Source organism: Tolypothrix tenuis PCC 7101 (genome assembly GCF_963874875.1).
Taxonomy (GTDB): Bacteria; Cyanobacteriota; Cyanobacteriia; order Cyanobacteriales; family Nostocaceae; genus Aulosira; species Aulosira tenue.
Map to the genome: position 1 here is coordinate 6,186,358 of NZ_CAWNJS010000001.1, position 23,505 is coordinate 6,209,862.

General features: G+C 39.0%; 29 protein-coding genes and 1 pseudogene. 10 read left to right on the forward strand and 20 right to left on the reverse strand.

The genetic code is table 11. From position 1 onward, the window contains the following. Nucleotides 1-6 precede the first annotated feature (6 nt). Both AACU25_RS24390 and AACU25_RS24395 read right to left on the reverse strand, forming a co-directional pair. Entirely contained in the window at nt 7-627 is a 621-nt protein-coding gene (locus AACU25_RS24390) for a tetratricopeptide repeat protein (RefSeq protein ID WP_096580088.1), read from the reverse strand. 99 nt (nt 628-726) lie between these two features. Then, on the reverse strand, nt 727-2,139 hold the full coding sequence (locus AACU25_RS24395; RefSeq protein WP_096580090.1) for a CHAT domain-containing protein: 1,413 nt from the start codon (nt 2,137-2,139) through the stop codon (nt 727-729). A gap of 346 nt (nt 2,140-2,485) precedes the next feature. On the opposite strand from AACU25_RS24395, the gene AACU25_RS24400 reads away from it, so the two are divergent. Together AACU25_RS24400 and AACU25_RS24405 are read left to right on the forward strand one after the other, a co-directional pair. Next, entirely contained in the window at nt 2,486-2,908 is a 423-nt protein-coding gene (locus AACU25_RS24400; RefSeq protein ID WP_096580092.1) for a hypothetical protein, read from the forward strand. A gap of 178 nt (nt 2,909-3,086) precedes the next feature. Then, on the forward strand, nt 3,087-3,554 hold the full coding sequence (locus tag AACU25_RS24405; RefSeq protein ID WP_096580094.1) for a hydrogenase maturation protease: 468 nt from the start codon (nt 3,087-3,089) through the stop codon (nt 3,552-3,554). 53 nt (nt 3,555-3,607) lie between these two features. Here AACU25_RS24405 and AACU25_RS24410 read toward each other — a convergent pair whose 3' ends face one another. From AACU25_RS24410 to AACU25_RS24425, 4 genes are all read right to left on the reverse strand, one after another. After that, nucleotides 3,608-3,979: a hypothetical protein gene (locus AACU25_RS24410; protein ID WP_045868651.1), complete on the reverse strand. Its 372-nt coding sequence runs from the start codon at nt 3,977-3,979 to the stop codon at nt 3,608-3,610. An 18-nt stretch (nt 3,980-3,997) separates the two neighbouring features. Next, nucleotides 3,998-5,284 (reverse strand): SagB/ThcOx family dehydrogenase, encoded by a 1,287-nt coding sequence (locus AACU25_RS24415; protein ID WP_096580096.1) that lies wholly within the window; start codon nt 5,282-5,284, stop codon nt 3,998-4,000. Then, the gene (locus AACU25_RS24420) at nt 5,262-5,735 is read right to left on the reverse strand and encodes an ankyrin repeat domain-containing protein (protein WP_096580098.1); all 474 of its coding nucleotides are present in this window, start codon (nt 5,733-5,735) and stop codon (nt 5,262-5,264) included. Before AACU25_RS24420 ends, AACU25_RS24415 begins: the two co-directional genes overlap by 23 nt. Nucleotides 5,736-6,145: 410 nt before the next feature. After that, nucleotides 6,146-6,742: a CBS domain-containing protein gene (locus AACU25_RS24425; protein ID WP_190445962.1), complete on the reverse strand. Its 597-nt coding sequence runs from the start codon at nt 6,740-6,742 to the stop codon at nt 6,146-6,148. A 905-nt stretch (nt 6,743-7,647) separates the two neighbouring features. Here AACU25_RS24425 and AACU25_RS24430 point away from each other — a divergent pair. Then, on the forward strand, nt 7,648-7,857 hold the full coding sequence (locus AACU25_RS24430) for a TOBE domain-containing protein (protein WP_096580102.1): 210 nt from the start codon (nt 7,648-7,650) through the stop codon (nt 7,855-7,857). 226 nt (nt 7,858-8,083) lie between these two features. On the opposite strand, the gene AACU25_RS24435 is transcribed toward AACU25_RS24430, so the two are convergent. The 10 genes and pseudogenes from AACU25_RS24435 to AACU25_RS24480 all read right to left on the reverse strand — a co-directional run. Further along, nucleotides 8,084-8,335 carry a FeoA family protein gene (locus AACU25_RS24435; protein WP_096580104.1) on the reverse strand — a complete coding sequence of 84 codons (252 nt, stop codon included), beginning with the start codon at nt 8,333-8,335 and terminating at the stop codon, nt 8,084-8,086. Nucleotides 8,336-8,441: 106 nt separating this feature from the next. Next, a complete protein-coding gene (locus AACU25_RS24440) occupies nt 8,442-8,741 on the reverse strand; it encodes a 2Fe-2S iron-sulfur cluster-binding protein (protein ID WP_045868657.1) in 300 nt (99 codons plus the stop codon). A gap of 205 nt (nt 8,742-8,946) precedes the next feature. Then, the gene (locus AACU25_RS24445; RefSeq protein WP_045868658.1) at nt 8,947-9,318 is read right to left on the reverse strand and encodes a HesB/IscA family protein; all 372 of its coding nucleotides are present in this window, start codon (nt 9,316-9,318) and stop codon (nt 8,947-8,949) included. Between the two features lie 216 nt (nt 9,319-9,534). Then, on the reverse strand, nt 9,535-10,335 hold the full coding sequence (locus AACU25_RS24450; protein WP_096580106.1) for a HesA/MoeB/ThiF family protein: 801 nt from the start codon (nt 10,333-10,335) through the stop codon (nt 9,535-9,537). A gap of 10 nt (nt 10,336-10,345) precedes the next feature. Further along, nucleotides 10,346-10,663, reverse strand: coding sequence for a nitrogenase-stabilizing/protective protein NifW (nifW, locus tag AACU25_RS24455; protein WP_096580108.1), 318 nt, complete (start codon nt 10,661-10,663; stop codon nt 10,346-10,348). After that, entirely contained in the window at nt 10,660-10,860 is a 201-nt protein-coding gene (locus tag AACU25_RS24460) for a CCE_0567 family metalloprotein (RefSeq protein WP_045868969.1), read from the reverse strand. The genes nifW and AACU25_RS24460 overlap by 4 nt, the downstream gene beginning before the upstream one ends. A 169-nt stretch (nt 10,861-11,029) precedes the next feature. Continuing rightward, nucleotides 11,030-11,506: a NifX-associated nitrogen fixation protein gene (locus AACU25_RS24465; protein ID WP_096580110.1), complete on the reverse strand. Its 477-nt coding sequence runs from the start codon at nt 11,504-11,506 to the stop codon at nt 11,030-11,032. Continuing rightward, nucleotides 11,503-11,916 carry a nitrogen fixation protein NifX gene (nifX, locus tag AACU25_RS24470; RefSeq protein WP_190445963.1) on the reverse strand — a complete coding sequence of 138 codons (414 nt, stop codon included), beginning with the start codon at nt 11,914-11,916 and terminating at the stop codon, nt 11,503-11,505. The genes AACU25_RS24465 and nifX overlap by 4 nt, the downstream gene beginning before the upstream one ends. Nucleotides 11,917-12,048: 132 nt before the next feature. Next, nucleotides 12,049-13,368, reverse strand: a complete 1,320-nt coding sequence (gene nifN / locus AACU25_RS24475; protein ID WP_096580114.1) for a nitrogenase iron-molybdenum cofactor biosynthesis protein NifN — start codon at nt 13,366-13,368, stop codon at nt 12,049-12,051. A 107-nt stretch (nt 13,369-13,475) separates the two neighbouring features. Further along, a pseudogene (locus AACU25_RS24480) lies at nt 13,476-14,327 on the reverse strand (nitrogenase component 1); the annotation flags it as partial. Between the two features lie 194 nt (nt 14,328-14,521). Between AACU25_RS24480 and AACU25_RS24485 the strand changes: the two are divergent. From AACU25_RS24485 to AACU25_RS24495, 3 genes are all read left to right on the forward strand, one after another. Further along, nucleotides 14,522-15,001 carry a hypothetical protein gene (locus tag AACU25_RS24485; protein ID WP_321206849.1) on the forward strand — a complete coding sequence of 160 codons (480 nt, stop codon included), beginning with the start codon at nt 14,522-14,524 and terminating at the stop codon, nt 14,999-15,001. 142 nt (nt 15,002-15,143) lie between these two features. Next, nucleotides 15,144-16,022 (forward strand): lysophospholipid acyltransferase family protein, encoded by an 879-nt coding sequence (locus tag AACU25_RS24490; protein WP_096580116.1) that lies wholly within the window; start codon nt 15,144-15,146, stop codon nt 16,020-16,022. Nucleotides 16,023-16,147: 125 nt separating this feature from the next. Beyond that, the gene (locus AACU25_RS24495) at nt 16,148-17,002 is read left to right on the forward strand and encodes a sulfurtransferase (RefSeq protein ID WP_096580118.1); all 855 of its coding nucleotides are present in this window, start codon (nt 16,148-16,150) and stop codon (nt 17,000-17,002) included. A gap of 18 nt (nt 17,003-17,020) precedes the next feature. Here the strand turns inward: AACU25_RS24495 and AACU25_RS24500 are convergent, their stop codons facing one another. Together AACU25_RS24500 and AACU25_RS24505 are read right to left on the reverse strand one after the other, a co-directional pair. Continuing rightward, a complete protein-coding gene (locus AACU25_RS24500) occupies nt 17,021-17,821 on the reverse strand; it encodes an RMD1 family protein (protein WP_096580120.1) in 801 nt (266 codons plus the stop codon). 689 nt (nt 17,822-18,510) lie between these two features. Continuing rightward, nucleotides 18,511-18,840, reverse strand: coding sequence for a hypothetical protein (locus tag AACU25_RS24505; RefSeq protein WP_096580122.1), 330 nt, complete (start codon nt 18,838-18,840; stop codon nt 18,511-18,513). Nucleotides 18,841-19,051: 211 nt separating this feature from the next. Here AACU25_RS24505 and AACU25_RS24510 point away from each other — a divergent pair, with 211 nt between their 5' ends. Further along, nucleotides 19,052-19,477: a VOC family protein gene (locus AACU25_RS24510; protein ID WP_096580124.1), complete on the forward strand. Its 426-nt coding sequence runs from the start codon at nt 19,052-19,054 to the stop codon at nt 19,475-19,477. A gap of 147 nt (nt 19,478-19,624) precedes the next feature. On the opposite strand, the gene AACU25_RS24515 is transcribed toward AACU25_RS24510, so the two are convergent. After that, nucleotides 19,625-20,362 (reverse strand): thermonuclease family protein, encoded by a 738-nt coding sequence (locus AACU25_RS24515; protein ID WP_096580126.1) that lies wholly within the window; start codon nt 20,360-20,362, stop codon nt 19,625-19,627. A gap of 371 nt (nt 20,363-20,733) precedes the next feature. On the opposite strand from AACU25_RS24515, the gene AACU25_RS24520 reads away from it, so the two are divergent. After that, a complete protein-coding gene (locus tag AACU25_RS24520; protein WP_096580128.1) occupies nt 20,734-20,997 on the forward strand; it encodes a hypothetical protein in 264 nt (87 codons plus the stop codon). Between the two features lie 498 nt (nt 20,998-21,495). After that, nucleotides 21,496-21,636, forward strand: coding sequence for a hypothetical protein (locus AACU25_RS24525; protein ID WP_190445964.1), 141 nt, complete (start codon nt 21,496-21,498; stop codon nt 21,634-21,636). Here AACU25_RS24525 and xisF read toward each other — a convergent pair. Next, nucleotides 21,633-23,183 (reverse strand): fdxN element excision recombinase XisF, encoded by a 1,551-nt coding sequence (xisF, locus tag AACU25_RS24530; RefSeq protein WP_096580130.1) that lies wholly within the window; start codon nt 23,181-23,183, stop codon nt 21,633-21,635. The two genes, AACU25_RS24525 and xisF, sit on opposite strands and share 4 nt — an antisense overlap. A 26-nt stretch (nt 23,184-23,209) precedes the next feature. Between xisF and AACU25_RS24535 the strand changes: the two genes are divergently transcribed. Beyond that, the gene (locus tag AACU25_RS24535; protein ID WP_321206850.1) at nt 23,210-23,494 is read left to right on the forward strand and encodes a nitrogenase component 1; all 285 of its coding nucleotides are present in this window, start codon (nt 23,210-23,212) and stop codon (nt 23,492-23,494) included. Nucleotides 23,495-23,505: the final 11 nt, after the last annotated feature.

Sequence of the window (23,505 nt, forward strand, 5' to 3'; positions counted from 1 at the left end):
ATGATTTTAAGACCATTGTCTTAGGGTTTTATGTACCTGCGCTAAATACCACATATAATCATCTATTTTGTAATCATCAGCAGCTTTAACTATATAATCTTGAGATAATTCCCAGTTATTCTCAGCTTCGTAATATAATCCTAAATAAAGATGGCTGTAAAAATTACCTTTTACACCTTCAGATTGACCAACATTTAAAACATCATCAGTTGTACAATTTCCTGCATATAAATCATATACACTCCGCATAATTCGCCGGGGGTCATTTCTGACAGTTAATAGCGAATTACGTGCTTTCTCTACACCATTAATGCGAGCTATGCACAGGTATCGCCACACTGTTTCTTCGACATCTTGAGCATTAACAGTTAAGTCAATCTCAAATTGTTCAGCACCTTCAGCAAACTTCTCTGCATAGTAATAAGATAATCCACGCTGCCATAAATATGGTTTAAGGCGTGGATCTATTTTTTCGGCTGTATCAAAATCTTTAATTGATTCATCAATTTTAGCAAGCTGAAAGTGAATCATTCCACGTCTAATGTAAGCATTAGGATTTTGTGGTTGATTACGAATAATGTCGTTCCAACGCTGAAGTTGATTTTCTAAAGAGTTAGTCAAAAACATGATTTTGAACAGCAATTTTTTATTTCTGTATATGAACAGATAATAGCATTTTTGCTGAAGATTAAAAATTTTCTGATTAACTACCCCCTCATTTTCTCTTTATGGCAAACCTACGATTGTAAACATTCCCCAATCTTGAGGATTAGGATATTTTTTCATTGTCACCAACATTGCTTGACGCAACGCAGCAGCTTTATCAGGATTTTTAGTTAAATTACTATGAAATTCCGTCATTAATGTCGCCGTTGATTCATCAGAAATCTTGTCATACGAAGCAATTACACTGTTAGCACCCGCCACCAAGAATGCACGCGATAAGCCAATTACACCATCACCTGTGATTTTGCCTAAAGCAGAATCACAACTACTCAAAATAACTAGTTCGGCTTTCAGCTTTAGTTTGCTAACCTCAGCCGCAGTCAACCAACCATCATCATGATTAGAAGGTGCAAAGGCTAGTAAGCCGGGATTTTCTATTGAGTTCCCCAACAATCCTGATGTTGCTAAATGAATAATCCTGGCGTTGGACATTCGCTTTACAACTGTGGTTTCAGTTGCAGCATCTCCTATCAACGCTTGGGTATTATAGATGCTGGCAATATTTTTTGCTTCTTTTTCTGCACCTGGTAGTGGAGATAGCTTACTAAATGACTCACCAGGATTTAGCGGTTTAGTTGGCATAGTAGGATTACCAACTATCAACACATCTTGAGTAGATTTTGTCTTGGGATTGTGCCTTTTTGCTAGTAAATCTAAAGCTTGTATTGATGGTGCAGTAGAAATTGTGTATTTCTCAATCAAATATTTATTGTTCTCATTTTGTAAAGTTGCAAAAGGTACAAAAAATAATTTATCTTGAGGTATAAAAATGACTCTTGCTTCTGGTTTAGTGGGTAAAATATCAGATATTGGTTGAATAAGTAATTCATGTAGTTGTTTTCTAGCTAATGAAGAACTATTTTGGTTAGTATCTGATATTTTTATTATGCCTTTATGTCGCTCAAGTCCCTGACTGTGACTTTGTTGAAGGTGATTAATCGCATCTGCCAGAGTAGTCTTATGTTTTGATTGCCAAGCTTTTAAATCAACTTGTCTTAGAGAAATTTCGCCTGTAGGTTGAATTACCCAAATTACCAAATCAGAAGGCTGAGTTTTTCGTTTACCTGCAACATTAACATCTTGGTTTAGTAGTGAATATTGTACAAGTGTTGCATTTTGATTTTTAGCAACTTGCTTAATTATCTCAGCCGTTGGCGCGTTAACATTTCTAGTTGGGAAACTCTGCGCTAATAAATTTAATAAAGCTAGATTGGGACTGCGTTCTAAATTTTCTAATGCTGATGTCGTTTGATTTTGGCTAAAAATAGATTTAATTTGTTGTTGATAGGTTAGTGGTTGTTTATCTAATGCTATGGTTGAATTTGAAGGTAATGTCAGACAACTGAGAACACTGAGAAATACTGGAGCCCATGTTAGTTTTACTAAAGAATATGCCCTCTGCGACTTTTTCATATTCACCTGATATCTAATAATTTTGTCGTCTCCACTAATATATAGTTCTCAGGCTAGTAAAGCTTATGCAGTTTCGGTAAATAAAGTGGGATATTCAAAAATTCATATTTAATTTTGAAAATTACGTGCATAGGTTGCGTTAGCAATAGCGTAATGCACATCTGGTAACTTTCCGTGCGTTATGGCTTACGGCTAAAGCACAATACAAAATAATGAATATAGTAATTATCAAGATAATTGTAGATATTTAATTAATAGTAGTAGCTTAACATACTAAAACTGCTTGATATAGTGCGTTAATCTTGCTTTACGCATTGCAAAAAATTGAAATTTATAAGGTAAGCTTGTGTCTGATATCGCCCTACATAAATATCTTCCTCTTCTTCCCGACGCTGCACTCCAAGAATTTACAGAATGGTGTGTATTAGAACAGTCAAAAGCCGCAGGCTGTGATTTTAAGCCTGATACTACTAAGTTAAATAACCTAGCACCAGCAGATTATATTCCGAAACTCGTCGATCAGTTCATGAAAGTGAAACCTGACCCCATTAAAGCAGGTTTAGTAGCTGCGATCGCAGGTAAAGAAGCAGACGCACATGCTTTATCTGGTGTGGCAATTATCGCTGATTTTGTCTCAATATATGTCAAATATTTAATCCCTAAAGATGGTACAAAACCGGAAGATGCAGACACACTTTTGCTCAAAGCTGGACAAGAACAGTATGAGAAGCTGGTTGAAATTGCCAAAAAATATGGAGTAGAGTTTTAGTTTCTAATTAACCTACTTTAGATATACTAAATAGTAGGGACACAATTGATTGTGCCCCTAAAAATCATCTTCATATTAAAAATAGTAAATATTAAGTAAATAGCTATTATATTTTGTGCCTTTTCTGCTTACAGTAACCCATCAAAATACAGGCTGATTCTCAAAACGCGCTCAAAAAATGCTAACTATTATTGGTTGTGGTAATCTCAATCGCAGTGATGATGCTGTAGGCGTAATTGTCGCTCAACGCCTACAGCAATTTCTCGCTGAAAATCCTCATCCCAACGTCCGAGTTTATGACTGCGGAACCGGAGGGATGGAAGTGATGTTTCAAGCCAGAGGAAGCAAACAATTAATTATTATTGATGCAAGTTCCACAGGTTCTGAACCAGGCGCAGTATTTAAAGTCCCTGGGAAAGAACTCGAAGCTTTACCAGAACCTAGTTATAACTTGCATGATTTTCGTTGGGATAATGCTTTAGCTGCTGGACGGAAAATTTTTCAAAATGACTTTCCTCAAGAGGTAATAGTCTACCTTATTGAAGCAGCAAATCTTGATTTAGGCTTGGAATTAAGCCCTGCGATCGAGCATTCTGCTAATCTGGTGTTTGCGGAAGTAGCCGCAATCATCAGACAGAATTTTTAGGTTTAATTAACAATCCAGATGCCAAAATCCCCCCTCTAAAACATAGAATAAGATTAGATATCATCTCCGTAAATCGACAATTCATCTACCCTCATTTCAAAGGGTATGCCTTGGCTCTCGGGAGGGCAAACACGGATTTTAGCACTGCTAACAATCTTATAAAGTAACTTACCCATTGGCACGATTTTTTGTAGAATCCGCCAGTTAGTAACTTCATCGGGACATTCAATTACCAACACCATCACGCTAGCATCGGTGGTGACATACCAACGACAAGTAGATAAGAGATTTTGGATAAAGCGATCGCAGGCTTCATAGAAGTACCTGCTAATAGAATACTCAAGTTGCTGACGCAGGATAATATCTGCTGAAGTCAGCTGCATTGGGTGTGAATCATCTTCTTGGGAGTAAATTTCTTTAGCCATTTCTGTTGATTTCCTAAGTTATATGCCAATTGCGATCGCATAGAGTACATCTTGATTAGTTCCTAAAAATTCTTGGGTTTCATCATCATAGAAAGCTCCAATCCCACTACAATGAATGCCCATAAAGTTGCTAATAAGATAAACTCTTTGCCCTAAAAAACCAGCTATTAACATAGCTGTTGGATAATTTATATAGTCGGACGTAAAAAATAAAGTTACAGCGCTATCTCTAACTATTGCTTGATTGATGCACAAGTAACCTGTTTTTTCACTAAAATTGCCCGCCTTTAATAGATGCTTCCCTTTATATATCCCTGGAGTCATCCCTCTGACATGATGTACAACAGAGTAAATTTCTATCTCCTCAAAATTTTCGGTTGGTATTGGCTGCTGAAACTGCTGCCATAGCTGCCAATAACTTTCTTGAGGAATTGACTGTTTATAAAAACGTCTAATTGAGCGTCTCATCCAAACAGTCTGAAAAAATTTATCTTTGTCAAAGTTGAACTGGGGATGCACTAATTTCTGCTGGCGACTCGGCTGAAGAGATGTGTTTTGATAGCCTTGTTCAATGAATTCATTGGCTTCAAAATAATCGGTGCCACAGACAAAAGGAACTTTTAACCTTAAATTTCTGACTTTCTTGTCTTCGATTTCTCCCGAAATCGCACAAGCAGTAATAAACTCTTTATTCTCAAATCCTAAATCTGTATTGAGAGCGAGTTTATCAAAATCGAAAATTAACTGTATCTCTCTGTCGTGAATATAGGCTGAAGCAGCAATCGCACCTAAATGGTGTCCGCTATCCAGCCAGCAATATCTCAGGCTCCTGTCTTTGTATTTCCAGCTAGACCTATAATAAACACAACTAATTAAAAAAATGAATCCATTTATACTTTTGCCAGGTATAATATAACTCTCTAAGCCATCATCAATTAATTCATAGATTAGAGTTAGACAATTATTCTCAACTTCTAAATGATATATGCCGTTAATAAAGCCTTCGATATTGCGAATTTGGATATAAACTTCTGTGGGATATAAAGCGCCAGCAGACGGATTTACACGCAATTTCACAGCGCCTTCTTTATACATTTTTTCTAGAGTTACAGCACTAGTAAGGCTGATAAACGAGTGAATTTGATTATTGAGATTTAATTTCACTCGCCGATAAAACTTTGGGTAAACTTTAAATGAAGATGGTTGAGTAGCAGCATCCACATAATTTGGATCGAGCTGCACAGATAAGTAAGAATGCTTGGTTGCTTGATGATAGATTCGCTTAGAGATAGGACTTTGAGGCATTTTTGAGTATCCTTAAGACTTCTACATTACTCGCAAAATCTATTGCTTTAAAATCATCTAAGTTTTTTAAATTTATGTTAGGATGATGTTGTAACAGCAAATTAACTACTTCTGTCTTTCCGGCTGAAGCTGCATACATCAATACAGTAGCTCCATTATCATTTTGATTATCAATATTGATATGTGCGGCAAGTAACAAATTCATCAAATCGAAGTGGTTTCCAAAACAAGCAAACCATAGAGCATTATTCCCATCATTGTTTCTGGCATTAATATCTACGCCTAAACTAATTAACTCTTGGACTACTGCGTAAAAGCCTTCTCTTGTAGCTTTCATCAAAGGTGTATCTCCATTTTCACCTCGCTGGTTTAAGTCATCGCAACTGTAGCTTTTAGTGAGTAACCATTGCTTTGTTGTGTCACTAAGATTTTGCTGATTTTGAGAAATCATAAATATCCTGCCTATGGATACAAATACACGCAAATAATTGACATAACATTTCTTAGAAAAGGTAATGGTGGGCATTACCCACCATGTAAAAGAAATGCTATGAGACCCAATTAACTATGAGGATGGTGTGCTGGCTGTTAACTGTTATGCCTCAACAATTAACAGTAAATGCACCAGGAGTCACGAACCATTATTCAGTCAGAGAAAGAGAGAAAGAGAAAAAGAGCAACAATTTACCAGTATGAGATAGCAGAAATGCCCGACCCGGTATCTATCCAAACTAGATAAGTCATTCAGCTTTCGTGTTAGCAGCAGAGAAGGCTGGAACAGATAGAAAATAGTAGGGTACTAAGTTATCTGAATCAATAAATTGATGCTCTAAACAGTACATCGTTGAAAAATCAAATCTCTTAGCCTACAGATACATATTCTCTACCTTCAGAGAATAGCTGCCTTGCAGTTTTTTCTGGTTTGGGTACGCCATAATAACCAGCTTCGGCTTCGAGTTCATCTACTAAATCCCAAGCTTCTTCGGCTCTCTTAGAATCTGCACCATAGTTAGCCACAACTGAGCGTGCATTCGAGATAGCTTTTTGAAGCTCTTTTTGGACGAATTTTAATTTTGGTTTTTCTACGAAGTCGCCCTTGGTGATAATATCTGTGACAGAAATAATGCCCAGTAATTCACCTTGGATCACAGGCGCACGCCATACACCAGTATTAGCGAATAAACGTGCCACATATTCTACATCTAGGTCAGGATTAACCACAATGCAGGGTTTGCTCATAACTTCATAGACATGCATCCGTTGAGGATCTTTGCCATAAGCAACAACCTTGGATACAATATCGGTTTCGGTAATAATACCGTAAGCATCACCACTGTGGCGAGGTTCTACAATTAACGCCCGCAATTCTTTGAGCCGCATTAATTTGACTGCTTCTGCTACAGTAGCGGAACCGCGAATAGTAGCTACATCTTGAGTCATAATGTGTTTAGCTCTCATAATTCTGGCTCCTTAAAATTTGTTTTGCAAGTAAGGGAATTAGTTCTAAACTGCTGCAATGCTTCCCAAACTGCATGTCATTTAGGCAACTTATTCAAATTCCAACTAAATTGTTATAAATTGAATTCGTCGCATGAAAAAGTGGTTACGGAAGTAAGACATTCCGAGAGAGAAATACCTACATATTTCACTACTTAATTACTCTGGTAATTTGAAGACAGAAGACTTACGCATTTCCCCTCTTCCTTCCTTGAAGATCTCAGATTTTCTGCCTCATCTTTGAACTTAACCAGCATTAAGTTAGGAATGTCTGAGTTAAGTCTGTAATCGCTTTTGCTGAAGTCTGGTTGACTGGCAACAATTTAGCTTACTTATATAGTATCACTCTCATAAGTTGGAATTATGAATGCTTTATAAAGATCCCCTGATATTTAATGGATAAAATGCTTAAAAAACGCCAAAAAGTATTACTATGAACTTTTTATTTTTTCCAAATAAGATATTTAGCAAACTGGAGTCATAAAATTATTTAATTAATTAACAATAAATTGCTTATTTGTCAATAAAAATAATCATTAAAATCTATAAATATGATTTATTTAAGTAACAATCTCTATTGACTATCACTCTATTATATTTATATATGTTTTTAGTTTTTTCTTAAAGTTGCTATTGAATAGGAAATGCTATCGACCATTTGAATAATTCGTAAAGACACAATAATTTTTTGCCTCTACTTGTGTAGTTTATTTAGCTAAAGAATTTTGTAAGTATAATATCTTATTTTTATTTATTCATTTATATAAATAACTTGCTTTCTTAAAAAAAAGTAAAAAAATTATCTGCTTACTATTATTATTTGCTAGTGTTATCAAGTATACACAAAACAAAAAAGGTATCCAGAAATGGAAATTAGCGCTCGTAATTCTTTAAAAGCTACTGTTAAAAAAGTTGTTGCTGGCTCTGTGAATAGCGAAGTTACTTTAGAAATAGCACCTGGTGTAGAAGTAGTAGCAATTATCACAAAATCTTCAGCAGATAAGCTGGGATTAGCAGAAGGTAAGACAGCTTATGCAGTGATTAAAGCATCTGATGTCTTAGTTGCTGTTGATTAAGCAATAGTAAAAAATTATCTCTTATTTCGTAGGGTGTGTTATGCCGTAGGCTAACGCACCTTCAATTTTTGAACAATAATTCCTTGATGCTACAAGCCCCAGATTTATCTGTGGAATCAATCGAAAATATAAAATCCAAAATCTAAAATCCAAAATCTAAAATTGTTTTATGGCTTGCTGGTGCGTTGCGCTGCGCGACAACACACCCTACAAATTTATTTAAATATTAGCTATCAAGAATGCGTACATAAATTACGCGGGCTATTTCTTTATCTATTGAGAAAATTATATTATTAACTTCGATTTTAAATGTAGGAAATTTCTCTTTAACAGTGATACTCGTTCCTACTGATATACCCATTGCTATTACTTTTTGACGGCACTTTTCATTGGGAATTTTGCAGGAAGCTACAATTCCTTGCTCTCCAGGGTTCAGCAATTCTAATGAACAGCCCTTAATAGTAAAGGGAGTAAACATAAGTAGTATAAATATTATATTTGTAGATGCCTTGAATAAAGCTTGCCCCAGGCTAGGATGAAGATACTTTTCATCCTTAATCCTAGGTTCAAGCGATAACTACACTTTATACAAGATATGGTTCTTGGTGAGTCTTGATTGTGCAGTTAGAACGGGGATAGGTAACACATAGTAAAGCAAATCCCTTAGACATTTGCTCGTCATCTAAGAAGATTTGATCGGATTGATCAACTTCACCTTCTACAACCTTACCAACACAACTAGAGCAAGAACCAGAGTGGCAAGAGAAGGGTAGTTCAATACCGTTTTCTGCTGCTCCTTCGAGGATGGTTGTATCTTCGTCAATCTCAATTGTGCTGTCGAGATCTTCTTTTTTGTTGATCAATCTAACTTGGTAGGTAGCCATTTTCCGATTCTCCTCAAACTTTCTACAATTAGGTTTAATTACCAGAGTTGGTAGTCTCCCGGTTTCACTCTTGATGCAGCTACACGGAGCGCTTCTGTAGCAGAATCGACACTATTACCGCTAGGCGAAATTCAATTTTTTTACGACGGATTTTGCTTGAATTCCGCGAAGCGGTTTTTATGTGTTGATTAAATCTGAAACAGTATTAGCTGCAAGGAACACCGTTAGGTGTGCAATCACCGGTTTTGAAGGATTTACCACAACCACAGGTATCGGTTGCATTGGGGTTAGTAAACTTAAAACCGCTGTCCATTACCCCATCAACAAAATCGATGACAACACCTTCCAATAACGGTGCGCTTTGAGCGTCAACGTAAAGTTGTACTTTTCCTTGCTGAATTACTAAATCATCTGGTTGTGGCTTGCTAGTAATCTCCATGCCATACTCATAGCCACTGCAACCACCATCTTTTACAGAGATGCGAACGCCTTTAGTTGCAACATTGGAGTCGGGGGCAGAACCGACTAAGAACGCCCGCAGACGAAATTCAGCTTTTTCTGTCAAAGTAACAGTCATCACATCTCCTGATTTGTTGCGATAGTGGTTGTAATTACAGGTGTGGTTTCTTAAGCCTTGAGGCGTTTTAATTGCATATTTGTCCTTAATAATTAGCCATTTGTAATTTGTATTTACAAAGGAATTGAGATTGACTTTGTATTTACAATGGGCAGAAAACAAATGACTAATAAAGGATTAAACGAAGAGATATGCAATTCAACGCAATGAAGCTGATTATTTTGTGAAATTACTGGTGGGTTCCATAGAACCTGATTGTGCGTATCTCCAGGGTGCGCTATTTCCGCAGACAGGACAAGCGCGATCGCGGTGAGAACGCCGTTTAGCAAATTCCATCCGATTGAGGTCGATTGTCAACAGTTGTGACAGTAACGGTTGACTAAACCCAGTGATCAGCTTGATCGCTTCTAGCGCTGTTAAACAAGCCAGTGTTCCAGAAACAGCCCCCAGAACTGAAAAGCCACGCCGATCCCAATCAGGTTTTTCTGGAAACAGACAAGACAAGCAAGGAGTCACCCCAGGAATAATCGTAGTCAGGTAAGCCTCCATTCCGTCCATTGCTGCTTCCACCATCGGCTTACGCCAACGCACACAAGCCGCATTCAACAAATTACGCTCTGTAAAATTGTGGGCGCAATCAAGAGCCATATCAGCGGACTGTACCAACGCGTCTACATTTTCCGGGGTGATGTAATCATGAACTGCTTCCACTTGGACATCAGGATTAATCGCTTCCAAAGTTTCTTTAGCTTTGAATACCCTTGGCTGACCTACCCAATCGTCTGTCATGAGAACTTGACGATTCATATCATCTAGCCGTAGGTCACCACCTCGTACTAAGATTAGCCGCCCAACGCCCGCTACAGCTAAGTAAAGCGCCGCTGTACCGCCTAATCCCCCCACACCTGTAACCAAAACTGTCGCTGACTTCAGGCGCTTCTGAGCTAATTCGCCAAAATTAGGGAGCATCAATTGGCGACTATAGCGTTCTAATTCGGTAGGCGTTAGGTTTACCACTTTTTACCTCCTAATCAGAAGTGATTTCTGTCAGCTTGACTACATTTTTCGGCTTATCATTAAACACCTTAAACAGCTTTTGTTCTTGAGGTGTTGACTCGATAAAAACCTCATAGGCTTTTTGCAAAGCTATGGCATATTGTTCGAGTTTTTCTTCTGGTTTTAAATCAGGAAAATTCTCATCTACTTCTCTCATGAATTGAGAGAATTTTTTTAGAATATGTAAACGATTAACATTCACAAATGTTTGGTCGTAGGGCATTTCAAAAAATTGCAAGAATTCCTCTGCGTCTACGAGTTTCTTAAACTCATCAATATTGCGGCTCATTCACCCTTCTCCATTTTTTTAAGCTGTTGCTTAAGTTCATCTAGCTCGCGATAGATAGCATAAGTTTCAGCTGCAACATCCATCAATTTTTCAAAGTCTGTGGGTAATCCCTCTGCTAAGTCGTGCAGATCCATTTTCATTTGACCTGCTTTACTATTGAGCCGTCTGATTTTTCCCTTGAGTTCTTCAGTTGTCATTTGTTCAAAGTCTAGAGTCCAGAGTCTAGAGGAGCCAGTGCGTTGGGCGGCTTTGCCGACTTGTTCGCGTAGCGTCTCCCCTTGGGAGAAGCAACTGGCGTTCAAAAGTCTAGAGTCAAGAATCCAAAATCTTTTGACCCTTGACCATTGACTATTAACTATTGACGAATTAAAGCTTGCCAACTTCGGGGAAGCGTTTTGCTAAATCAATGCCTTTCTCTACTAGCTTGGTTCCCTCTTCTGCAACTTTTTCGAGGGAATCAAAGCCAAAGCGGTGAGCATCCCTTAAAGTTCTAGCTACTAACAAAAGACGACCTGAGAAAACAAGTACCCAGCCAAAACCTTCATGACTTAAATCAACTACGACTTGGGATATGAGACCTGTTTCCTTCTCAATACAAGCGGCTACACCGCGATAAAATGCCATAATTCTGGCTTTAGTTAGCGGATCTACTTCCCCATCAAGAGGAATTTCGCGTTTCTTTTGTTTGCTAACTACATAAGGTTTAAGAATTAAATCATCCGCCCAATTGCGGTATGTTCCATAGGTATCTTGTCCCCGGATTTGTTGGACGATCGCCTTCAGGAAAGGTGAGCTAGAGACTGTACTGCTGGCAGTCCCGTTAACACTATTATCTATACTCATACTGTTGCTTCATTTTCTAATTCATCGGCAAAGTTTGTGTCTTTTTGCTTTAAAGCTTTACGCAACCAAGGTGGGGGATTACCTTTGAGTGTTTGGACTAATTTAGTTAATACTTCCGCGATTTCTTCTTCTTCCGATCGCGCTTTAATTGGGGTAACACCTTTTTTGATTAAACGTGCAGCAGCGCTACCACCAATTGCTAATACATAAACAATTGTGCAATCACCTAGCGCGTCTAGTTTTGGTGTGATTTTATCCTCGTTACCATCTTCTTTGAGGTCGCCATCAAAAGTTAAAGTCTCAACAAATGTATATCCCTCATCCGAGACTTCATAAACCTCAATTTGTCTTGCCCATCCGAAGTGAGCATTAATATGAACTCGGTCACTTGTCGTAAAGGCAATTTTCATCGCTATTCGTCCTTTGTCATTTGTTTTTGGTCAAGAGTCAAATGCCGGAGAGACGCGATTAATCGCGTCTGTACAAGAATCAAGAGTCAATGTTTATATACTTTTGACTATTGACTTTTTGACCCTTGACTACTAAAAATCTCCGTGGAAATGTTTTACTCTCTCTTCTTCGGCTTCTAAAAAGAGGTTACCCATGCCAAACAAAAGCTCCATTGTGCCGCGATAGCCGACTTTGGTAAATTGACCATTACCTAAGCGATCGTATATCGGTATTCCGAGGCGATAGAGGGGAATGGATAGCCGTTTAGCGATCGCACCGACGTTAGAATTGCCAATTAACAAGTCAGAGCCTACTGCTAGTTCCTCAAAGTCTTCCAAATCCCCGATTGTGACGCTTTTAATGGGGAGTTTTTCTAACAGAGGCGATCGCGTTGTGGTGACTGCAGCATGAATTTGCGCTCCCATTGATTGCAAGAAATGCACTGCTGACCACAACAAATCAGGTTCTAAAGCTAAAGATACGCGTTTAGCACCAAAATAAAAGTGAGTATCTAACATTGCGTCTTGCAGTTGGCGACGTTGGCGGCGATATTTTTCCGGGACGCTGTTACCGCTAAGAATCGCTAAAGCTTGCAAAAACTCATCCACAGGTTCTAAGCCTGTGAGTTGTCCAAAAACTTCATAAGGAATACCAAACCGTTCTTGCAGAATCCGTGCTGCACCGCGCATACTTTCACCAAGTGCGATCGTGAAAGCAGAACCGCCAACTTCCCGCAGTTGAGCGACGGTTGTTCCACTAGCTGTAATCGCACTATAGGAATCTTCTAAATGTCCATCCAAGGAAGCACTCAAATCTGGTACCACAATGGGAACTAAGCCAAAGCTAGTTACCATTTCTTTAATTTCTTGGATGTCACCTGGTGTAAAAGACGAACCCGCCAAAATGGTGACTTGTTCAATTCTGGTAGCACAAAGTCGGGGAATTTCTTTAACAATGCTTTCCACCGCTACAGCAAAACCATCTTGTAAAGCACCTTTAAAATCAGGTGTAGGCGCAAAAACAATTGATAGCTTATCTAATTCTGGGTGACGTTCCCGAATCTCTTTCAGGAAACGTTCTATATCATCGCCTCGAGTTTCTGTTAACCCAGTGCTACATAAACCGATAATTTCTGGCTGAGATTTTTCTACCAGGGTGAGAATTGCTTGTTCCACATTGTCTTCACCACCCAAAATGGTAGTCACTTCCGTCATGGCTGTAGTTGCTAGGGGAATTGCTTCCCGAAAATGCCGTACTAAAACAACTTTGGCAAAAGCAGTACAACCTTGAGAGCCGTGAAATAAGGGAATCATGCCCTTTAATCCCAAGAAAGCTAAAGATGCACCCAAAGCTTGGCTTTGCTTTAAAGGATTAACTGTAACTGGTTTGTTGGGAGTAGTAACGATCGCCATTTAACTTATACCAAGTTTGAGTATAGAGAGATGAGATAGCAGGGGGCAGGGGGCAGGGGGCAGGGGGAGCAGGATAGGAATTTTCTACCTCATCCCCCTCATCTACCTCATCCTTCCCATACTTCAGTAAGTACAGCCGATTCCTCAACCTCATCCCAAGGCGCTGGCTTGCGAATTTGTTCCCAAATTGGGCTGTAGAGTGCTTCGTATAATTCTCTAGCCATTTCTACCATACCTACATAACCTGCATAGGGATGGTGACGTTCTTGGTTAATGTCGAGGAAGGGAATCCGGGCTTTGAGGGCTGTATATTGGTTACGACCCCCAGCAATTAACATATCGGCGTTGGTGTCTTTCACCAGTTGCAGCAATTCTTTAGCATTGCCTTTTTCCAGCATGATGCCATCGTTACCGATTAATTTTTTAATCTTGGCTTTGTCTTCTTCTGTACTCTTGCGGGTGCTGGTGGCGACTACTTCTATGCCTAGGTCTTTTGCTGCGGAGATAATTGACCAACTTTTAACACCGCCTGTATACAAGACAACGCGCTTGCCTTTGAGTCGCGCACGATAGGGAGCCAAAGCCAAATCTAGAGCAGCTGTTTCTTCAGCAATTAGCTTTTCTGTGCGCTCTTGTAAATCGCGATCGCCTAATTTAGCGGCAATATTTCGCAGACAACGATTCATGTCATCGATGCCGTAGAAAGACTCTTCAATGTAAGGAATGCCGTAACGTTCCTCCATTTTTCTCGCCATGTTCAGCAAAGCGCGCGAGCAGATCATGACATTCAGCTTGGCGCGGTGAGCGTAGGTAATTTCTTGATAGCGAGCATCACCTGTAATTTTTGATAAAACACGAATGCCCAATTTTTCCAATAGTGGTGTCACTCCCCACATTTCGCCGGCGATGTTGTACTCACCGATTAAGTTAATATCATAAGGTGTAGTATATTCAGGTTCACACAAACGCTTAATACAACACCTTCAGCTTTTCAATTGCAGACATCTGGAAAAAAGAACGCAATATTGCTTAATGTAGTTGATCTGACGGTAGCTACACATTCCGGTTGTAAGTTCAACTATAGTTGATGTACAAGTGTGACTATAAACACTTGTAATTAAGCAATATCCCTGCATCAAAAGTGGAGAAGAAAATGCTATTACGCTCTGTTGCTATTGCTTCAAGTGTAACTGTGTCAATCATATTAGGTATATTTGTAGAGATTCAACCCAGTACTAGCCAACTTTCCCAAGTAAATAATCAAGAAGTTCTAGAAAGCAAATTGGAAATAGTTAAAAATCGTGACGATTTAATTCGTCTGAATGGTCAACGGGTGAAACTGATTGGACGTTACACATCTAGAAGCTGGAAACCCAATCCAGAATCTACCGGAATACCAGGATTTCAAGGACTGTATATCAAGTCGCAAGTGGTGCTGGAGGATGAAACCAAGGTAAGTATTTACCCATCTTGGAATAAACAATCGTTGCGATCGCCTGATGAAGTAGAAAAATATAATAATCAAATCGTTGAGGCTATTGGTGTGGTAGAGTTTGACGCTGCGCCCTTTCCAAATTCATCGACAAGGGAATCATTTATTAATTTAACGCAATTAAACTTATACAAACAGTAATAATTACTCAACATTGTTGAACTAACAAGCCTCGTAGAGAAGATAGTATGAAACATTAAATTTCAACTTAGAGATTCATCAAATAAATATGCAAATTTATTAGGATAATCAGTTAGTCTTGAAAAATCTATCTGTTAACTGTATGACCAATAGTTTGTTTGGAATATCAAATAATGTCTCTGATTGTAAACCAGGTTGGTCATTAAAGGAGCGAGATACCCAGTTTATAGAGAGGTTAATGCCTATAGGGGAATGGTTGTATCGTTACTACTTTCAAGTAAAAACTGATGGCTGGGATTACATACCAAAAGAAGGAAAGGTATTACTAGTTGGTTCTCATAACGGTGGGATGGCTTCTCCCGACTTGATTGTGATGATGTATGATTGGTTTTCCCGCTTTGGAACTGAGCGTTTGGTTTATGGTTTAATGCATCCTTATGCTTGGGAAATTAGTCCCATAATAGGCAAATTAGCTCAAAAATTAGGAGCGATTGTTGCTCATCCAAAAATGGCTAGTGCAGCTTTTGATTTAGGTGCTAGCGTTTTGGTATACCCAGGAGGGCAATATGATATGTTTCGTCCTTATAGCCAACGCCATAAAATTAATTTTGCCGGAAATAAGGGCTTTATAAAACTAGCTTTAAAAGAAGAAGTACCAATTATCCCATTAATATCTGTAGGTGCTCATGATACTTTGATAGTTTTATTTGACTGTTATGATTTAGTCAAACAATTACATCAGTGGGGACTACCTTGGTTATATCAATTAGACCCCGGAGTATTTCCCATTTATTTAGGTTTACCTTGGGGTTTATCTATTGGCCCTTTACCTAATATTCCTTTACCTGTGCAAATACATACTCGTGTATGTCCTCCCATTATTTTTGAGCGATATGGCAAAGATGCAGCGAGGGATAGGGATTATGTAAACGCTTGTTATGAGTTAGTTAATTTTCAAATGCAGCAGGAGTTAGATAAATTAGTTAGGGATTCTAGCGTAAAGATAGGGGCTATAGGCTAAAAAAGAGATTGATAAAAATGTTTTCTGATAACATTTAAAATTTAGTCTTCTGTTATTTGTATTTCTTAAAGCAAATCTGCTGGGCGCGATAATGCTTAATATTACGATGATATAAGCATGAAAGCGTGAATACACAACTCCTCATTTCTCCTCAAGAACTCACGTCGCTGTTAGCAGAAAATTCATCACAGGTTGTTATTATCGATACGCGCAGTCCAGAAGAATATGCTATTTCCCATATTCCTAATTCTATTAATATCAGAGAATTTTTTACCTACCTTTTAGATAATTCTTACCCAGCAGGGTTAAATAAACTGCAAGAGCATTTTCAAGAAATTCTCAGCAGTGTAGGAATTACTGGTGCAGAATGGTTAATTGTGTATGAGGATGCTTTTAATAAAGGTTATGGTCAATCTTGTCGAGCAGCTTTTATATTAAAATATTTAGGTTGCGCTCAGGTATCTGTCTTACATGGAGGATATAGAGCATGGCTGAAGGCGGGATTACCTATTACTAATGAAGTCCCATTACGTGAACGCAGCATATTTAAATTGCATCCCAATTCTGAGATGATGGTGACTACCACTGAGATGTTACAAGCAATTGATAATCCAGAAATTATTAAATTAGATGTGCGCGATCGCGAAGAATGGCTGGGGTTGAGTTCTTCTCCCTATGCTCCAGATTTTTGCCCTCGTAAAGGTAGAATTCCTCATGCTTTGTGGCTAGAATGGCATCGTTTAATGATATCTGATTCGGAAATACCTCTATTTCGCTCAAAAGCAGAAATCTTAGAAATTTGTGAATCTATAGGTATTACTTCAGATTCTATAGTATATGTTTACTGCTTCAAAGGTTCTAGAGCAGCAAATACTTTAATTGCTTTACAAACAGCCGGAATTTACGCCAAAAATTATTTTGGTTCTTGGAATGAATGGTCTCGGGATTTTTCGCTACCTATTGATAGTAAAGTGATATAAAAAAGCCTACCTGGACTATTAGCCTTTGAAAATAATATCGTAAAGTGACAGCAGAATCTCTACCACAATTAAAATTACTACATACCACTCAACTCGCTGGCTGCTACTATGCTGCATAAACTCCAGTACTGTTTGTGCGGTTTGGGAAATTAGGTCTAGTTTACGTTCCAAAGCATGGTGACGTTCGCGGATTTCGTATTCATCTTCTAATCGCAGATATAAGTTTTCTAACTGTGGGGATTCCCAGAGTAACTCTGGTTTATCAATAATCTCTACTCGTCCTACAATTTTATGTTGAACTAACAACGTAGTGCCAAGTTGACGCAATAATTCCCGGCTCTGGCGTGAACTTCTGTGTTCACTCTGGAGGCTAGCTGCAAATGGTTCAATTTGATCAAATACAGTCGCTAGGCTAGTTTCATAATGAGATAACACAACACTTTTAGCAAGAATATCAGCTACTATCTGCAAGCGTTCTACACTAAAGTCTTGCAACAAAATTTTTCCTTCCTTAACTCTTTCACTTTCGGCAAGTCTGAGCTTAATTTCCACTTCTTCTGTTTCTGGGTTGGCAAAAGCGTCACTAACTTGTGAGGATAGTTTAGTTAAGAAGTCTACCTTTTCTACAGGCTCAAGGTTAAATAGAACAACTGCACCATAGTCGAACAATACTGCGCCACCCTGTTCACCGACTGTAACCATCACTGGCATAGTCGCCAAGCAAACGTAATTCTCCAATGTTTTGAGATTAATTTTTTTACCAAGGAATAGGGCCTGCGCGCTAAAGCTATCTCTGTCATTAAAAAGTAATTTTTGCATTTTTGCCCTATGCTATGTTCTGCCTGTTAATCTATGGGGTAGTGATAGAAATGAATAAATTATCTCAATTTTTGAACTCAATACGAATGTTTTTCCCCATACACTCTAGTGTAAATAAGATGGGATATTTTTTAGTTGGCAGTTCTTAAACTTGTGGGTGATTTGCCGGCAATACGCTTTGGTGAAGAGCATGAAAGATTAATTTGTTAGTTGTTGAACAAGCCAGCAGAATTGGGGGATTCTCCCCCAAACCCCCGATTGGGGGACGGTTGCGTCCCCCAAACCCCCTCCAAAATTAGCGTTAGGTTTTTTGTTGAATAACTTAGTACACTACGGCGTAAATAAGGGAGCATCCCAAATGTGTAAAAACATATTTTGTCATTGCGTTCACGTAGCGTCTCGTAGAGAGCGTAATGAAATGAAGCGTTCGCGGTAGCGTTGCGTAGCAAAGAGAAGCAATCGCAGCAGCTAGACTTTGCGATTGCTTCATTCCGCTCCGCTCCATTCGCAATGACTAGTTTGAAGTTGATAAATTTGCAAAATTGGGATGCTCCCGTAAATAAACAGACCATCTGTAATTGCTAAAAGGCTTGTGCTATAACTATTCTTTCTTTTTACTTTTTACTTTTGCCTTGTTGTACTAGGCTATTTGTTTTCATTCGCCGATCGCAGTTTGCCTGAGTTCCCGATCACTCTCTTCCAGGTCTTACCCAAGCAATATCTCGATCTGAGTCAAGGGTCATTTGGGTATCTCGCTCTATATCACTGTGAAACCCGCCACGGGTCGGAAATCCTGCATTATTCCGAGGGCTGGTGAACATATGATAAACAATGACTGCCTCAGTTCTCTCAACAAGATACTGTTGTGCAAGGGTATCTGCACCTTTAGCATCGCCAACTATAAAGCACTCATTTTGAGCGATCGCGCGATCAATCAAAGGACGGTAATACATCTCAAATTCCGCCTGAGTTAGGTCGAGATGCCCACTGATAAAATTGACAAGTCTTTTACTTTTCATCGACTGTTGTGAATTTTCTTACAACTCTCGAATCTGTTGCTTTAGTACATTTATACTGTTATAATACCGCTGAACTCTGAAGCTTTCACCTAAACATTACCAAAGTCTGATCTCAAAACTATTAAAACAACTCGGCAACAATGTTTCTGTTTGCAGATAGAAGCATTGTTTACTTTGCCATAAATTCCCACAAGTAGATGGAGGATTAGGTATGGATAATAGTCCCAGCATTATCTCACATATCTCGATTGGCACGAATGATTTTGCAAGGGCGATCGCATTCTACGACAAAGTACTGCCCACCCTTGGCTGTAAGCGGATTATGGAACATCCGGGTGCGGTTGCTTATGGTAAGCAGTTTCCTGAATTTTGGGTACAAACACCATTTGATGGTAAACCTGCAACCGTCGGGAATGGTACTCACATTGGCTTTATCGCACCAACTAAAGAATCAGTTCATGCGTTTTATCAAGCAGCATTAGCGGCGGGAGGCGTGGATGATGGTGCGCCAGGCCCAAGACCGCACTATGGTGAACCATACTATGGTTGCTTTGTCCGCGATCCCGATGGTCATAAAGTAGAAGCTACCTATTGGGATATGCAACTGATTCAGGAACTTTATGTTGATGAAGTCTAGGCAAGATTAGACTTTAAGCTAATCCTCATTTAAATTGCATCATTTTCATATTGGTAAAAGCTGCAAACCCTCTCCCTTACCCCCTGCTCCCTGCTCCCTGCCCCCCTGCAGCCTCAATGTACAAATTAAATGGTTAACAGCTTATTTCTATTTGGCTAGCTTGATAGATAAAACTTGATAACCAGCACCTTGAGCCATACATTGACCATCAGCATCTAAAGGACAAGCAACTTGATTGGGTGATGGACGAGTTCCTGCAATGTACTCGGCGGTAATTTCTACTTCTTGATTCTGAAGCGATCGCAATTGATCTCGAGAAACTTGCACAGATGGACGCAACACTAAACGACTTTGGTTTGGGGTGTTAGAAATTAGAAAAAATTCCTCTCCAAGATAAGCTCTAACTGACATCACGGGAGGAATTTCTTCATAAATTAATTTTCCCCGCGCAGAAAATATTTTTGGTTGATTCATAGCGTTATTTGATTGTTGCCATAATCCCCAGCGATGATTTTTAGCATTAGCTTCAGCAATTAAATATTGAGTTTTGCTCTCCGAGCAATTTTGTAAAGATTCTTGGTCAACAACCGCATTACCGGACTCTAGCATCAGCAGATTAACTGAGCGATTATTCACAAAAACTTCACCAGCGATGCGATCGCTTCCTAGTTTTTCTGTGCGTCTGATCACAACTGAACTTAAAGGTGGTAATAACTTTTTCAGCCTTTGTGTTGCTGGTATCGCCTGAGCAGTCGCTTTTGGTACATTGATACAGGCTAGCTGGAGTGTAATTTTTTGTCCTGTATTATCTTTAATGCGAATTGTTTCAGCATCTACAACCCCTACTATTGTAGCTAGCACTAAAATTATTTTTAGTAGCTCCATGTATTTTTGTATAGTTATTTATGTATAGATTTATAATTTTATAGCACGTACTAGGCGATCGCCTGTTGCGGTTGTCTCTAACCATTGCAAATTCTACGTCTACGCCAATGTTGCCAATACCTACAGACTGACTATTAGCTACTTGACAAGCAGATATTGTACTTATATACATAAGATTATTCAGAAAACTTCTCGGTTTTTTTACCAATTTGCTGTATTCTAGTTAATCCAAGCAAAAATTTTCACAACTATACTTCATAAAAGATTCTTACGGGTCTGTCTGAAGATTCTTGAATAAATACATGAATGACTATCACAATTTATGTAACAATTTTCATTGCCTAAATTTATAAAATTACAAGAAGAGTGCCATGAAACTGATCAAAAAATCCGAAAAACTCCTGCTCCAGAAGATGAAAGATATGGAGGAAATTGAAGACATTAATCTTCAAGAAGATCCTCTCGACCCTCTTGATTCTCCAGAATCAATAGAACCAGAACAACCAGCATTGAATCTCGAATATCGAGAGCCTGACTATATTCCTTTCCGTAACCACCCTGTTGTTCAATCAGTTGGCAATACAGGCTGGCAAGTTTCGGAAATTTGGAAGGAAATTAGATTGGATAATTTCTAGTGATGGCTAGTGATATTAGCATCAGTCTGAGATAATATCTGACTTTCCATGCAGGGCTAAATTACAGATGAACCAGCTAAAACTCTAAACTTTGTTAAAGAGTACTGGTTAATTTCAGCCTAATAATTAATACCAGTTTGAAACAAAAATGCGACAATTACATGAGTAGGGGCGCAAAGCTTTGCGCCCCTACAAATGTTTGATATTTTGCTAATATTTCTAGCTTAGAATAACACTTACGCAAGATTTAGATACCCGACTTTTTGAAAAAGTCGGGTATCTGCGTAGCACTTGAGTAGGATGTGTTGGCTTTGTCCTCACGCATCCTAGATTTTTTAGAATTAAAATTTTGATTTTTGGAAGGATTGGGTATACCTTTATCCTTTATCGGCTTTCTGTAAAATCAGCCGTTCATCTTTACTACCTAAAAAAAGCTTACAGTTAACAGAAATTTTGAGTTTACTAGCTATTTTTAGAGTAATGATGGAGCCGCTACAAATGAAACGATGTGAAACCTTAGCCGAATTGATAGCACGTACTGTGGTTGAATTTGAGCAACGGGAGCTAGAATTGCAAAAAGCTCAGATGCAGCCCCAGGAAAAAAGCACTAAGAAGCGTAAATCTAAAAAAGTTGCTTAGTGTAAATATAGTAGTTCAACTCCTGTCACCAGGTTGCCATCTACCAGTATTTTTTTGATACTCCCTTTAAGTAAAGCTTGTTTGTCTTCTGGTTGTAATCCTTCCCAGTATCTTGGGTTAGAAAATGCCATTACAATTCTTTCTTTAGCTATCAGATATTGTTTAGATGCATTGTTTGTAGTAGCGATCGCATTGGCGATTTGCATCCTGATATCATCTTTAGCTTTGGCAATTGCTGGATTTGATGGTAACGCTTCTAGGGTATTTAATGATGCGCGCAATGTTTTGATTTCGGGTGATTCCTCTGGAGAATCAACTTTTTGTTCTATTAGTCCAGCTAACTTTTCGGCTTCAAGAATTAGATGATTAATTACCTGTTTTTCTAATTCATCAGAAGCAATCATCCGGCCGTTTTGACAAGCGCCAGTCCGATAAAAGCTGCATTGATAGTGATGACGCACAAAACCTTTGCGTTTCACTAATTTCTTGCACTGGCGACTATAAGCTGCACCACAATGAGCGCATTTCACTAAGTTGGCGAAGGGGTTGACATATTTTTGCTCGGTAGCCCAGCGGTTATTTCGATTCTCCCGAATCATGGCTTTGATGCGTTCGTGTTCTTCACGGCTGATAATCGCTTCGTCTTCGTGGGTTCCCCAGGTTACTTCCCATTCATCAAAGGGTTTGCGATGTCCTTTAGGACGAACTAATGTGTTATATAGTGTCCCCCCTGCATAGATAGGATTCACAAGTATCGATCGCAATCCGGAAACCGACCATTTCAACCCCGTGTGGGGATAACGCAGATTTAACGCACCTCCACGGGATTTATTGATATTCTCAAGTACAATTTCTTCTTCCTCTTCTAAAAGGTTAATCCTCGTATCGGTGGCTTTGGGGACGGCGTTGGCTTGGATACCAAAAGTATCATGCAGTACTTTAACTGTTTGAGAGACTGTACCTACTCTTAAGAATGTATCAAAGACAAATCGCATCAGTTGCGATCGCGTCAACTCTCTCTTATCTGCAATTAAACATACGCAGAGTCTTTCATCTCGTTGATATTTTTCATCCTCAACGATATAGCCCAAAGGTGCGTTCCAGTGAGGCTTTTTGTTGGCTTTGCGGGTGTCACGCTCTTTTTTAACTCGCATTGCGAGCATTTTCACCTCATACTTAGATGCTGCTAGTCTCACATCAATAGTTAATTCGCCACCAATACTCGATAAGTCAAACGGCTCATCTAACGCATAAGGCTGTATACCTTTCTTTTTTAACGCATCCATCAACCGATAAAAGGTCATTGATGAAGATGTTAAGCGGTCAATCCGGATAAATAACAGCTTCGATACTTTTCCTGGCGCAGATGTGTTGATATCTTCAATTAACTGTAACAGCCCCTTCCTTTGATCGCTGGTACGGCTTTCTACGTCGTAATATATGTGCGTTGCGCCAGCATCACGCAACCGACGCATCTGTTTAATTAACGAGCCTTGATCTTCAGCTTGCTCATCTGTGGAAACCCGCGCATAACCCCAAACGTCCATATATCAAACCATAGCAGCGTTAGTTCATTTTATCTGATAGCAAACGCATTAGTTCACTGTTGTTCACCGAGCCAGTTGACCTATTAATCGGTAACTCCTACGGTAAATACCTGTGGCGCGATTGCAAGGTACCCTTAGTAAGAATTGGCTATCCCATCATGGATCGTCACCACCTGCACCGCTACAGCACCATCGGTTACCAAGGTGTAATCAACCTCCTCAACTGGGTTGTTAATACAATCTTCGAGGACATCGATCAACGCACCAATATTCCTTCCAAGACTGACATTTCTTACGACTTAGTTCGATAGAAATTAAAGTC

Coding starts and splice junctions, on each gene's coding strand:
- AACU25_RS24390 (WP_096580088.1), bottom strand. CDS start 627: ATGTTTTTGACTAACTCTTTAGAAAATCAACTTCAGCGTTGGAACGAC.
- AACU25_RS24395 (WP_096580090.1), bottom strand. CDS start 2,139: ATGAAAAAGTCGCAGAGGGCATATTCTTTAGTAAAACTAACATGGGCT.
- AACU25_RS24405 (WP_096580094.1), top strand. CDS start 3,087: ATGCTAACTATTATTGGTTGTGGTAATCTCAATCGCAGTGATGATGCT.
- AACU25_RS24410 (WP_045868651.1), bottom strand. CDS start 3,979: ATGGCTAAAGAAATTTACTCCCAAGAAGATGATTCACACCCAATGCAG.
- AACU25_RS24415 (WP_096580096.1), bottom strand. CDS start 5,284: ATGCCTCAAAGTCCTATCTCTAAGCGAATCTATCATCAAGCAACCAAG.
- AACU25_RS24420 (WP_096580098.1), bottom strand. CDS start 5,735: ATGATTTCTCAAAATCAGCAAAATCTTAGTGACACAACAAAGCAATGG.
- AACU25_RS24425 (WP_190445962.1), bottom strand. CDS start 6,742: ATGAGAGCTAAACACATTATGACTCAAGATGTAGCTACTATTCGCGGT.
- AACU25_RS24430 (WP_096580102.1), top strand. CDS start 7,648: ATGGAAATTAGCGCTCGTAATTCTTTAAAAGCTACTGTTAAAAAAGTT.
- AACU25_RS24435 (WP_096580104.1), bottom strand. CDS start 8,335: ATGTTTACTCCCTTTACTATTAAGGGCTGTTCATTAGAATTGCTGAAC.
- AACU25_RS24440 (WP_045868657.1), bottom strand. CDS start 8,741: ATGGCTACCTACCAAGTTAGATTGATCAACAAAAAAGAAGATCTCGAC.
- AACU25_RS24445 (WP_045868658.1), bottom strand. CDS start 9,318: ATGACTGTTACTTTGACAGAAAAAGCTGAATTTCGTCTGCGGGCGTTC.
- nifW (WP_096580108.1), bottom strand. CDS start 10,663: ATGAGCCGCAATATTGATGAGTTTAAGAAACTCGTAGACGCAGAGGAA.
- AACU25_RS24460 (WP_045868969.1), bottom strand. CDS start 10,860: ATGACAACTGAAGAACTCAAGGGAAAAATCAGACGGCTCAATAGTAAA.
- AACU25_RS24465 (WP_096580110.1), bottom strand. CDS start 11,506: ATGAGTATAGATAATAGTGTTAACGGGACTGCCAGCAGTACAGTCTCT.
- nifX (WP_190445963.1), bottom strand. CDS start 11,916: ATGAAAATTGCCTTTACGACAAGTGACCGAGTTCATATTAATGCTCAC.
- nifN (WP_096580114.1), bottom strand. CDS start 13,368: ATGGCGATCGTTACTACTCCCAACAAACCAGTTACAGTTAATCCTTTA.
- AACU25_RS24485 (WP_321206849.1), top strand. CDS start 14,522: ATGCTATTACGCTCTGTTGCTATTGCTTCAAGTGTAACTGTGTCAATC.
- AACU25_RS24490 (WP_096580116.1), top strand. CDS start 15,144: ATGACCAATAGTTTGTTTGGAATATCAAATAATGTCTCTGATTGTAAA.
- AACU25_RS24500 (WP_096580120.1), bottom strand. CDS start 17,821: ATGCAAAAATTACTTTTTAATGACAGAGATAGCTTTAGCGCGCAGGCC.
- AACU25_RS24505 (WP_096580122.1), bottom strand. CDS start 18,840: ATGAAAAGTAAAAGACTTGTCAATTTTATCAGTGGGCATCTCGACCTA.
- AACU25_RS24510 (WP_096580124.1), top strand. CDS start 19,052: ATGGATAATAGTCCCAGCATTATCTCACATATCTCGATTGGCACGAAT.
- AACU25_RS24515 (WP_096580126.1), bottom strand. CDS start 20,362: ATGGAGCTACTAAAAATAATTTTAGTGCTAGCTACAATAGTAGGGGTT.
- AACU25_RS24520 (WP_096580128.1), top strand. CDS start 20,734: ATGAAACTGATCAAAAAATCCGAAAAACTCCTGCTCCAGAAGATGAAA.
- AACU25_RS24525 (WP_190445964.1), top strand. CDS start 21,496: ATGAAACGATGTGAAACCTTAGCCGAATTGATAGCACGTACTGTGGTT.
- xisF (WP_096580130.1), bottom strand. CDS start 23,183: ATGGACGTTTGGGGTTATGCGCGGGTTTCCACAGATGAGCAAGCTGAA.